The 11,729-nt window shown below is 50.9% G+C and carries 8 protein-coding genes; 2 read left to right on the top strand and 6 right to left on the bottom strand.

The features are described 5' to 3' along the window. Positions 1-5: 5 nt before the first annotated feature. From ACFSUS_RS08990 to ACFSUS_RS09005, 4 genes are all read right to left on the bottom strand, one after another. On the bottom strand, positions 6-2,555 hold the full coding sequence (locus ACFSUS_RS08990) for a PAS domain-containing protein (RefSeq protein WP_408020211.1): 2,550 nt from the start codon (positions 2,553-2,555) through the stop codon (positions 6-8). 273 nt (positions 2,556-2,828) lie between these two features. Then, on the bottom strand, positions 2,829-4,679 hold the full coding sequence (locus ACFSUS_RS08995) for an outer membrane protein assembly factor BamB family protein (RefSeq protein ID WP_381521710.1): 1,851 nt from the start codon (positions 4,677-4,679) through the stop codon (positions 2,829-2,831). A gap of 263 nt (positions 4,680-4,942) precedes the next feature. After that, a complete protein-coding gene (locus tag ACFSUS_RS09000) occupies positions 4,943-6,085 on the bottom strand; it encodes a glycoside hydrolase family 18 protein (RefSeq protein WP_381521712.1) in 1,143 nt (380 codons plus the stop codon). A gap of 33 nt (positions 6,086-6,118) precedes the next feature. Next, positions 6,119-7,420, bottom strand: a complete 1,302-nt coding sequence (locus ACFSUS_RS09005) for an MFS transporter (protein ID WP_381521714.1) — start codon at positions 7,418-7,420, stop codon at positions 6,119-6,121. 222 nt (positions 7,421-7,642) lie between these two features. Between ACFSUS_RS09005 and ACFSUS_RS09010 the strand changes: the two genes are divergently transcribed. Next, positions 7,643-8,077 carry a VOC family protein gene (locus ACFSUS_RS09010; protein WP_381521716.1) on the top strand — a complete coding sequence of 145 codons (435 nt, stop codon included), beginning with the start codon at positions 7,643-7,645 and terminating at the stop codon, positions 8,075-8,077. Between the two features lie 182 nt (positions 8,078-8,259). Here the strand turns inward: ACFSUS_RS09010 and ACFSUS_RS09015 are convergent, their stop codons facing one another. Both ACFSUS_RS09015 and ACFSUS_RS09020 read right to left on the bottom strand, forming a co-directional pair. After that, positions 8,260-8,925, bottom strand: coding sequence for a DinB family protein (locus ACFSUS_RS09015; RefSeq protein ID WP_381521718.1), 666 nt, complete (start codon positions 8,923-8,925; stop codon positions 8,260-8,262). A gap of 67 nt (positions 8,926-8,992) precedes the next feature. Continuing rightward, positions 8,993-9,451 carry a GNAT family N-acetyltransferase gene (locus tag ACFSUS_RS09020; RefSeq protein ID WP_381521720.1) on the bottom strand — a complete coding sequence of 153 codons (459 nt, stop codon included), beginning with the start codon at positions 9,449-9,451 and terminating at the stop codon, positions 8,993-8,995. Positions 9,452-9,962: 511 nt separating this feature from the next. On the opposite strand from ACFSUS_RS09020, the gene ACFSUS_RS09025 reads away from it, so the two are divergent. Further along, positions 9,963-11,621 carry a cellulase family glycosylhydrolase gene (locus ACFSUS_RS09025; RefSeq protein WP_381521722.1) on the top strand — a complete coding sequence of 553 codons (1,659 nt, stop codon included), beginning with the start codon at positions 9,963-9,965 and terminating at the stop codon, positions 11,619-11,621. Positions 11,622-11,729 lie beyond the last annotated feature (108 nt).

Genomic DNA, 11,729 nt, shown 5'->3' on the forward strand with positions numbered 1-11,729 from the left:
TGCCCCTACACCGGTAAGTATACCTTAAACGTGGCTCCCTGGCCCGGTTGGCTGCTGGCCGCAATGGCACCGCCATGATTGATGACCACTTTCTGACAGATGGCAAGACCAATACCCGTACCGGCGTATTCACTACGGCCGTGCAGGCGCTGGAATACCTGAAACATCCGATCCAGATATTTTTCGTCAAAACCAATGCCGTTGTCTGTTACTTCGATCAGGTGGTAAGCGATAGCCGCCCGGCCCGGCTTAACGTCTGGCGGCAGGTGATCGGTGGCAAGCCATCTGGTCGTTAACTTAACAACAGGGGGCACCCCAGGTCGGCGAAACTTGAGAGCATTACTTAAAAGGTTGCCAAATAACTGACCCAGCTGCATAGGATCGCCTAAAACGGTGGGCAACGGATCGACCTGTACCTTTGCCTCAGTCTCGGCAATAACAAGCTCAAGATCGGTCAGTACTGTAGTAATCACTGCATTGAGTGATACCGATTCGCGCGTTTCCTGTTGGGTAGCAATACGAGAAAACGTCAGTAAATCCCGAATCAGCGTCGACATGCGACTAGCGGCTACCTGCATGCGTTCGAGATAACTAACGCCCTCGCCTAGCTGCTCGGCGTACTGCCCTTTGAGGAGGTCGCTGAACTGTTGAATTTTCCGGAGGGGTTCCTGTAAGTCATGCGAAGCTACGTAGGCGAACTGTTCGAGATTGTGATTCGAGCGGGATAACAGGTGTGTCGATTCGGTCAGTTCTTCATTGGTAGACACATACTGCTCATTGGTGGCTAGAAGCTCTTCGTTGGTGGCCGTCAGTTCCTCGTTGGTGGCGGCTAATTCTTCGTTGGCAGCTTCCAACTCCTCGGTACGTTGCTGGACCAGCTGCTCCAAATCACCGGACAAAAGTCGGTAGCGATCTTCGCTGAGTTGGAGTTTTTGCTGGGCCAGCACCAGATCCGTCACGTCGGCCGCCGTATTCATTACACCATATACCTCGCCATAGGCATCGTAAAGGGGGGTGAAACTGTATTTGAAATAATAAGGCTTTAATTGACCGTCAATGACCAAATTGACCTGTTGGTTATTGGCGTGAAAAGGAACCCCTGTGGTATATACTTCCGCCAGCTGTTCATAGATACCCTGACCCGCCAGCTCGGGCAATACGTCCGCATAAAGTTGACCGATGACATTCGTACCTTTACCCCATACGTCGAGTATTGATTGGTTTGCTAGCTGAATCCGCATTTCCTTACCTACGTATACCCCAATAGGAAAGGGAGCACTGTCGACCAGACTGCGTAAACGGGTTTCACCAGATTCAAGCTGATGGCGGCCCAATACCATCTCGGTAATATCGTTGGCCACCACAATTACACCGGTTATGGTGCCATCCAGTTCGCGCAGGGCTTGATACACAAAGTTAAAATACACCCGCTCGGGTTGGCCGTTGCGGATCAGCAAAGCACTTAGCTCATTCGCGTAAAAGGGCTCGCCGGTAGTGAGCACTCCGGCCAGCAGAGCTTCATACCCTTGGCCTTTTACTTCGGGTAAGGCCTCAAAGAGGGGTTTGCCCATCACCTCTTCGGCCTGGCGCCCCCAAATAGCCAGGTGGGCTTGGTTGGCAAGTTCAATGATGTGCTCAGGCCCCCGAAATATGGCAACCGCGACTGGTGCCTGCATCAGCAAATTTTGTAGCTGGCGCTGGGTTTCTTCCATCCTCTGGCGAGCCAACACCTGTTCTGTCACATCCTGGCAGAGCACAATAACCCCCGTAATGCTACCATCCAGCTCCCGGTAGGGATGATACGCCAAGTTGAGAAATCCTTCCTTTTTATCCCCGTTCGCATACACAAAATATGGCTGATCGTTAAGATACAGTGGCTCACCACTTAACCGTACTCCATCGATGATGGGTCGAAAAACGTCTTCCGCTTCGGGTATGACACTGAACAGCGGTTTACCTAATAGCTCGCTAACACTTCGATTAATTAAGCGACCATAAGCATCGTTAACGATCGTTACGCGCGTCTCTTCGCCATTCAGTACTATAATTCCTACGGAGGCATCGCGCACTAAGTTCTGGAAGCGTTGCTCAGAGAGTCGGAGCTGCTTAACGGTGTTGACCTGCTGGGTTGTTTCGGTGCAGGTAACAAACACGCCAGCGGGTTGGCCCAATTCATCGCTCACAGGGCTATAACTAAACGTCCAGTAAACGTCTTCCAGGTGCCCATTGCGGTAAATAGGAATAAGCTGGTCTTCGCTCCAGGTGGCGCCCTCTCCGGCCAGGACCTGATCAATCAGTGGCTTTACGGTATCCCAAATCTCGGGCCACACCAGGGCTCCTGGCTGGCCTAAGGCGGTGGGGTGCTTGCCGTTATTACCCAGGCTGGAGCGATAGGCGTCATTGTAGAAACAAATGAGTTCGTCGCTCCAGAATAAAAACATGGGAAAGCGGGAATTAAGCAAAATGCTCAGCGTTGTGCGCAGACTTTGCGGCCATGTGTCAGGGGTGCCTAATGAGGTTTTTGACCAATCGTGCTGGCGAGTGAGCTGCCCCATTTCGCCACCACCGGCTAAAAAGGAATATGGGTTATTTAGAATGGTCGTATCCAATGGAAAAGAATGATCAAGCCAATGAGTTAACCGTGTTGACCACAAATTAACTATATTACTTGAATCAGGTTCTCATCTGAGAGGGCGTATACCCCTACTTATGCTCTTTTTTTAGTGTACGTAACATTCGGCTTGTTTACTTTTAGCGGTTGAGGCCAGCCTGACGTCCAAGGCCAATTAAGCCTATACCGCAAGTACGGTTTGAAAGTAAAGAAGGAGCTACTTATCGATTTCGAAAGCCAGTAACACGTTGCCAGGCTTTTCGCCGAAGCTGCCATAGCCCGAATTGACGAATAACATACCGTCGGCAACTACCGGCGAGGGACCGTCGATTGAGCCGCCTTTGCCGGTAAGGCCATTAACCGCTTGGTACTCTTTTACGGTATCAAAGTCCCAAAGAATGGTGCCGTCCGTTGTTGCATAAGCCCGGATATGACCATCCAACGCACCGGCAAATACTACGCCTGGAATAACCGTGGGCGCTGCCGAATTAGCCTCAATGCAGCCTGGCTTACCTCCACACGAAGGAGCGGCCGTTTTCCAGGTCACTTTACCCGTACTCACCTCCAGGGCAAACAAACCGGGAGTTGGTTGAATCAGTGAATCTAGCTTAGGATTTATGCCATACGTATTGTCGGCATTGGCGGCATATACCAGCTTACCGTCGGTGGCCATACCCCAGTGAATGCCTCCCAGTGCCCCGCCCCGGCCAATTCGGGTTTGCCAGATGACTTTTCCATCATCGGGCGATAAGCCATAAACAATACCAGCCTTTTGCCCAACCACGAGCAGATCGTTAGCTGTCGATCGTTTGACTAAAATTGGTGCCATGCCGAAATCAAAATCAGGGCCCACTTTCTCGGGACAGTTTGGGTTGCCCGGACAGGCCATGTTCCAGGTGTCGGTTGACGTAGCCTGGAACGACCAGACCAGCCTGCCCGTTTTAAGGTCGAGTGCCTGAATCGCATCGCTAGTAGTGGTGGCAGGTGCTGTGTAGTTTTCGCCGGTACCGTAGTAAAGCAGCCCACGTTTCGCATCGACAGTAGGGCTACTCCACACAATGGCGCCGGATGGGCCATAGAATGGCGCTCCGTTTTTCTTGTTGCCCGCTACTTTGGCCTCCTCTGCGATGACCCGATGTCGCCAGACAATCTTACCCGAGCGAGCGTCAACTGCGACGATTTCGCCCGATGACGAGCAGCACGGATACGTTGGATCGAGCACCGAGGCTACTTCAATGGACGTTAAGGGAACGTAGACCAGATTGTTATATACCGTTACCGAACCTGTAACGCCCGACTGTGGGTGTTGTCCGGCTTTACTTTCCCAGACCAGCTTGCCGGTTCTGACGTCGAGGGCATACACATTAGTGCTGTTATCGGCAAAATAGGCACGTACTGTACTGCCTTGCTCAACTACCGAGATAGCGCCCCGTATGGCTGCTTTAGCCGCATAGTGCCAGCCTATTTTACCCGTATGTTTGTCAAGGCAATACACATCGCCAAACTGGCTACCCACAATTAGCCAATTGCCCACAATGGCCGGTTTACTACGCACCTGATTGGATTCGGGAAAGGCGAAGGCCCATTTTAGTTTCAGCTTCCCAACGGTTTGGGCCGAAATACCCGCCTGTTTGGCTGACCGGTAACCGGTGCCTTCCAGGTCACCTCCCCAGCCAGAATGATGAACAAGGCTGCTTTTGTCAGTTGGCAGGGTGAAGGGCTGGTACGCTTCTTTGGGCATCGGTACGTCCTTCACTTGTCTGCCAGTCAGCCAATGGGCAATGGCTTTGCACTGTTCAGTCGTCAGGTCTTTGGCCTGCACCCGCATTTTACCGGTTTGCAGCGCGGCCACAATGGCGCGAGGAGGCATTTGAGCTAGTACAAAGTAGCCCGGAGCTCCTACGCCCGCATCTGCTTTATGGCAATTGTTGCAGGTGGCCATGTACAACTTTTGCCCTGTTGCTATGTCAACTTGCTGAGCCAGAGCAGTTGTAGACGATAGTAACAAAATGGATGCGAGTCCTGAAAAGTACGAAAGCCATAGTACCCGACTCGATTGATAAGCCATTTTCATCCGTGGTGATAGGTTTAGTTAAGAGCTACAATTTTCGAGTCTAAGAGCTGCTTAGCAGAAGGGGAGCTGAATTTTTTGTTCAGCTGGCCACTCGGAGACGTAGTAAAGGTATTTGGCTCGTAACTGAAGCTTCTCGATTTTATGATGAAAAGCCAATCTTGTGGAGTGAGGTACGGATTATAGAGGACAAACGGAGGTGGCCACTATGCGGTAAAGAAGTGGTAATCAGCTGAAAAAAGCGAATTTGTTCTCAATGATTACGGCAACTGTCGATTAATTTCGCTCAACAGATAGGTTTTAGGATCGCTGAAATACTCCCAGAACATGACGCCTGCCAGCCCACGTCTTTGAACGTAACGGCACTTGGCTTTCACCGATTCCTCGTCATCGTAAGAGACAAACCGCTTTAGGGTGGCATTGTACAGATACGGTGCTTTAGCTTTACGGTCCCAGTGGCGTTTGTAGGCTGGGTTTGTCAGCAAACTATCTTTAATGAAGGTGTAGCCACCGCCCCGTTCTACTTTCGCAATGGTACGGGGTTGCCTGTTGGGGTTGTCGTTTTGCAGTTGCCACGCCCGGCCATAGAACGCAATACCCAGGATGAGTTTGTTAACAGGAACTCCCGCTTGCTTGTACAGCTTCACGGCCCGGTCGCCCGACTGCTCATTGTCTACCTTGCCAGACGGGTAAAGGTTAGTATGATGTCCGGCCAGCGGCCCTCCGGTGTAGTGGTCGTACGTCATGACGTTGACGTAATCCAGATACGGGTGCGCCTGGGCCATGTCGGTATGCGTGAAAATTTCCGGGAAGCCGGGCATGGCGGTCGTTACCAGGTAGTTTTTGCCCGTCTGTTGCTTGAGTCCGTTCAGTTGCTCACGTAACGCTTTGAACAGCAACGTGAAATTTTGTTTGTCTTCTGGCCTGAATACATTGTCTTCGCCTTTCATGCCGGGGTACTCCCAGTCAATATCGATGCCATCGAGCTGGTACTGCCGGACAATATCCACCGCCGAAGCCGCAAACGCGGTCCGGGCCGTATCGCTGAAAACAGCGTCGGAGAAGTTTTCGCTCCAGGCCCAGCCGCCAATAGAAATCAGGATTTTCAGGTCAGGATTACGCTGTTTAAGCTCGTTCAACCTGCGGAAGTTGGTCGAATCGGTAGCCAGGTTATGCAGCCACGCCCGGTTGTTTTTAATATCGACGAAAGCGTAGTTGATGTGCGTCAGCTTTTCAACGGCAATCTTGTCGGTGTCTACCAGGCCGCGAAACCCACCAACGTAAGCCAGTACAACGGGTTTGGGCTTCGGAGCAGGCTTAAAGCCAAAGGGGAGCAGCGCCGTAACGGATAGCAGAATGAGTAGGGTCGTTGCCCGAAACAGAGGAGGTATAAATTGGTACATACAGCTAAGCAGGTTAATCAAACGGGCTATACTTTAGTTACTTGCGCTTGTTCCAGTCCTGATAAAAGATTTGGTTAATACCGGCCGTCTGGCAAACACCTGCATAACCACTCCGGCTCCTAACATAAACAACCCGCAGCCAATGCCAATGTTGGGGGCTGATGAGTAGGACAGTAACTGTCCCGATAAATAAATTCCTACAATGTCGGCCTGGTTACTTAAGGCCATGTACACCGCAAACTGGGCTCCTTCAATACCAGGACGGCATAAACCCATGAGCACGGGAAGCGCTGCGATGCTGAATATGGGTTCGAGCGTTTGCCGAACGATCAGGGCACCTGTTGCCATGCCTGGATTGCTCCAGGCCGAGGCCGCTAGCGAAAAGCTGATATGTAGCAGCCCAATCCCAATCGCTGCACCGATTAGCATTCGTTGGGCGCCCACGCGGTCGGAAAGCCACCCACCTACCAGCGCCAGGCTAACGGCGGCCAATGTACCATACGTACCGTTTAGCCCGGAAACGGATGTATCGGTCCAACCAAGATTGCGGATCAGATCAAAGAAGAAAACGCGTTGAAATAGGCGTTCACTGATCAATACAATCGCCACCGCTGCAAACAGCAACAAACTCCGGGGAGCCGTTAGGGCTTTCGTAAGTTCGCGAAGTAGCTGAAAAAAGGAGTGCGGATATGACTGACTGCCTGGCTGCCGTGGCTGCATACGTAACGACCAAGCTGAATCGCTGGGCTGTTCGCGAATCAGAAACGTTATGAGCGTAAACAAAAACAGTATCGCCGATTGTGTTAGCGCAGCGGTATGGAAGCTTGCGTCGCGAATCATATACGCCAACCCGGCCGATCCGATGGCCTGACCCGTTACCAGCCCTCCTTTCATGAACGCATTCACCCGACCTCGCTCAATGGCTGGCACGACCGTAATGGCCATCGCGTCTACGCTGACATCTTGTAAGGAGGCAAACACCCCGTGGAGTAAAAACGCCCAGGTTAACAGATTCAGATTGGCGACTGGATTGTCGACCAGCAAAATGCTTAGCGAAGCCAGAAAGGCCATGACTTGAGCAAGCAATATCCACGGGCGCCGGTGCCCCATTGCGGAGTCCTGAAAGCGGTCGACTATAGGGCCCCACACGAATTTGAAGCCCCACGGCAGGCCAATCGTCGCTCCGAATAAGCCGATAGCCCGCGCATCGAGCCCCTCAGCCGTCAGGTAGTTCGTTACAGCCGTTAACGCAAAGCCCGACGGTATGCCCTGCATGATGTAGAGATAAAAGAAAGTGCTGTATCGTAACGAACGGCTTTGGCTAAGAACAAGCATTGAAAAGAAGGAAATAATGCCGGATTGTGCTTAGTATACTTACTCGCATTTAGGCAAAAAGTTTTGGTTATTAACGGCGCTTCGGCCGATGCTACACTAGCGCCAAAAATGTTGTCGCAATTCCCCTCTTTATTGTCGCAATCATACACCGTCCGCGCGAACGTATGACCCTATCTTTGTCATGTAAACAATAAACAAAAACAACTCTAAACAACAACCCTTATGGCAACGATGATCTTTGTAAACCTGCCCGTTAAAGACCTGAACAGATCAGTCGAATTCTTCACCAAACTTGGCTATACATTCAACCCTCAATTCACCGACGAGAATGCAACCTGCATGATCATCAGTGATACGATCTACGTGATGCTGCTGGTGGAACCGTTCTTTAAAACCTTCACGAATAAAGAAATTGCAGATACCTCCAAAACCGTCGAAGCGTCGATCTGCCTTTCTGCTGACAGCCGGGAACACGTAGACGAGATGCTGAATAAAGCATTAGCAGCCGGTGCAACCGAACCCAAAGAACCACAGGATATGGGCTTTATGTATGGTCGTGATTTTGATGATCTGGACGGCCACTCCTGGAGTTATATGTTTATGGAGCCGAGCGCGGTTAACCAGGAACAGCCTACCGCAGAAACTAGTGTTGCCTGATGGTCTGTTGTAGCGCGGGGTTAAACCCCGCAGTTCTAGTCCAATAAATTGCGGGGTTCCACCCGCGCTACAGTAGATCTAACGTGAAAAAGTAGCCGGGCCTTGGGCATAGTCACTGACTATGCCCAAGGCCCGGCAATAAACCACCCTAAAAAATCGGGATGACTCCTGTTTTCAGGTTATTAATCTTTAGCCGGTTTAGCGCCTGGTAATCGGCTCTTTAGCCAGGAGATTTGGCCTCGGTGGTTCGACTCATGCTCGCACACGTGAAACCACTTCCAATAGGTATTAACCGGCTCTTGCTTCGACCAGACCGGATCAAGCTCCAGCAACCATTTGTCGTCTTTGGTTTTGAGCAGCTCCAGCGTTTTTGCTCGCACCGTCGTCAGCTTGTCGATGTAAAATTGTGCGTCGTGGCCTTTAATTTCCTTTCGGCCAAGATCGCCTAGCTCCAGACCGGCTCCCCATTCTTTCTTTTCCGCTTCATTAAATTCCTGCCGTCCTTCAAACGAGTTGATCTGGTAGAATTTGTCGACGGCCGCTAAGTGCATCAATAGCCCACCAATGGTGTTGGCATGAGGATCGAACAAAAAGTCCAGCTGCTCGGTCGTCATGCCTTTCACGGATCGAAGTATGGTATCCCGGTTGTAGTTCATCATAGAAACCAAAGTGCCTATCTGAGGGCTGTACCCTTCCAACGGACCGATGACCAGCAGGTTGTTCTTTGGGGGAAGTGCGTGAGCTAACGCCGGTTGAGGTAACAAGCCGGGTAAAGTCAAACCCGCCGTTGCGGCCAGGCTGCCATTGATGAATTTTCTGCGTGAGAATGCTCTAGGAAAACGGTTCATATCAATACGGTTTAAGGGTGAAGCGGTAGTAAAAGTGTTAATTTACAGTTTTTTACAAAAAAATGCCTCACCTGAGATGCAGCTTCATGCCCTCGTGGGAATCAACAAAGCCCAGCGATTTATAGAATTTCTTGGCCTCTGGTCGCTTCTTGTCGGTGGTTAACTGAAGCAGATGAGCTCCCCGGTCTTTAGCTCGCTGGATAGCGTATTGGAAAATAGCTGTGCCCAGCCCCTGACCTCTATGCGACGACTTCACCCGTACTGCTTCGATCTGCGCCCGTATGCCTCCCTGATAAGTCAGATAGTGAATGAAACTTAACTGAAATGTCGCTACTAGTTGGCCATCAAGTTCAACAACCGTCAGCTCCTGGTGCTGATCGCTGGCGATGATAGTGAATGCTTCCATGTAAGTAGCGGGCAAGGGGAGTTGAAAACGTTCGCGGGTGGCTCCCAGTTGATCGTCCGCCAGCAAACCGACTATGTCAATCAAGTCCGCTTCAGTAGCTAGCCTATATGTTAATGCCATGTTATAAATGTCAATAGTTTCGCACCGGCGGACTGGCTGGTTGTGATAACAGTTGTGATTTATGCTGATTCCCTCTGCTCAACCCCCTGATAGCAATGATATTTAATCATGACAAGTCGTAACCATCATATAAATCAGCGGTCTATTTAGTATAGCAATACGGTGAAATTACCCGAATGCAGAGCTAATCTCTGACCAGGTAAAAAGGTGCTTAGACGAATTCCGGTGAATAAATAATCTAGTAATATCCATAAATGTTTACATAGAGTACCGTTTAAAAAAACATTTGATACCCTTCCGGCCCAAAAAATAACCTCTCCTTTGTGACGGGCTAGTATCTCGTGAACTTCCACGCGGTTACGTAGCTCGTCAACCCTTAACCAATTGTATGATGTTTCTAATCTTACCTAGGAGACTGGGCCCTGTTGGCGCCCATGGAGGAGAGCGCAACACTACGGTGGCGCCAAAAGTTGATCGCTTGCTAAAGAGAAGCAGCAATAGCCTATTGCTCATGGCTCTGCTGCTGTGCATGAGCATGACATTGAGTAACGGCCAGACAATTGTTCAGCAGTATGGGCAGTTGCGCGTGAGTGGAAACCGAATTCTGGATAAGAATGGGCAGGCCATTCAATTGCGGGGTATGTCGCTCTACTGGAGTCAGTGGATACCGAAGTACTATACCTATAACACCATTAAGTGGCTGCGCGACGACTGGAAGGTTACCGTTGTGCGGGCAGCCATGGCGGTCGATAACGGTGGTTATGCAACGAACCCCACGGCCGAGAAAAACAAGGTGTTTACGGTGATTGATGCGGCCATCAGCCTGGGCATATACGTAATTGTTGATTTCCACGTTCACGAAGCGCAGAATTACCGAACGCAGGCCCAGACCTTTTTTCGTGAGGTAGCTCAGAAGTATGGCAACACACCTAACGTGCTCTACGAACCCTGGAACGAGCCATTCGATGTGTCATGGGCAAACGTAATCAAGCCGTACCATGAAGCGGTAATTAGCACCATTCGGCAGTATGACCCTGATAACATCATTATCTGTGGTACCCGTTTTTACTCGCAGGAAGTAGATGAAGCAGCGGCTAATCCAATCAATCAGCCAAACATTGCGTATACCCTGCACTACTACGCCGATACGCACCGGCAGTACCTGCGCGACAAGGCTCAGAGTGCCCTAAACAGAAACCGGGCTCTGTTTGTAACCGAATACGGAACCACTGGTGCCAGTGGCGATGGTACGGTGAACGAGACTGAAACGAAAGCCTGGTGGGCATTTCTGGATCAGAACAAGGTCAGCCATGCCAACTGGTCGGTGGCCGATATTGGCGAATCGTCGGCCGCCTTGCAGTCGGGCGCTAGTCCGGATGGTGGATGGTCGCTGAGCCAGATTAAGCCGTCGGGCCAGCTAGTACGTACCGAACTGCGGGCGAAAAATCCGTTAACAACTACGCCACCACCCGCTACAGGCGGACTGGCCAACGGCGTTTACCGGATCACGGCCCGGCACAGCGGCAAATCATTGGACGTAGCGGGTTATTCACAAACCGACGGGGCTAACGTGCAACAGTATACTTATTCGGGCGGAACAAATCAGCAGTGGTCGGTAACATCACTGGGTAACGGACAGTATTCAATCCGGGCGGTGCATAGCAGCAAGTCGCTGGATGTGTCTGGTGCTTCTACCGCTGATAATGCCGATATTAATCAATGGACGTACTCCGGCGGAAACAATCAGCGCTGGAAGATCGAAACCGTCAGCACGGGTTATTACCGAATCGTGTCGGTCAACAGCAACAAGTGCGTGAATGTGGTAGGAGGGTCTACGGCCGATGCTGCGTCAATCAGTCAGCTAACCTGCAATAGTAGTAGTAACAGCCAGCAGTTTCAATTTCAGTTGCTGAGCAGTGGCCGGTTACCTGCAGAGGCTGTATCAATGGAAGAAGCAGTGCAGGTGTATCCCAACCCGTCTACAGGTTCGTTTACGGTTCGTAAAGGAGGCTCGTTCACGTTCGATGTGAACGACGTATCGGGTAAAGCACTACAGAGTGGTCAGGGGGTTGACCAGGCCACAGTGGGTAGTAATCTGGCACCCGGGTTTTACATACTGCGCGTACAATCTGGCCGAGACGTTCAGGTTCTTAAATTGATTAAACAGTAGCAATAGGTTTTTTTTAGCTTATATCAACCGCTGGTTGCAGGTGATCTGATTCCACCCGTGACCAGCGGTTTTTGTTGCGTAGCCCCGCCCCAGTATTCGAAAAGTTTA

The sequence above is a fragment of the Spirosoma soli genome, assembly GCF_042684525.1.
GTDB lineage: Bacteria > Bacteroidota > Bacteroidia > Cytophagales > Spirosomataceae > Spirosoma > Spirosoma soli.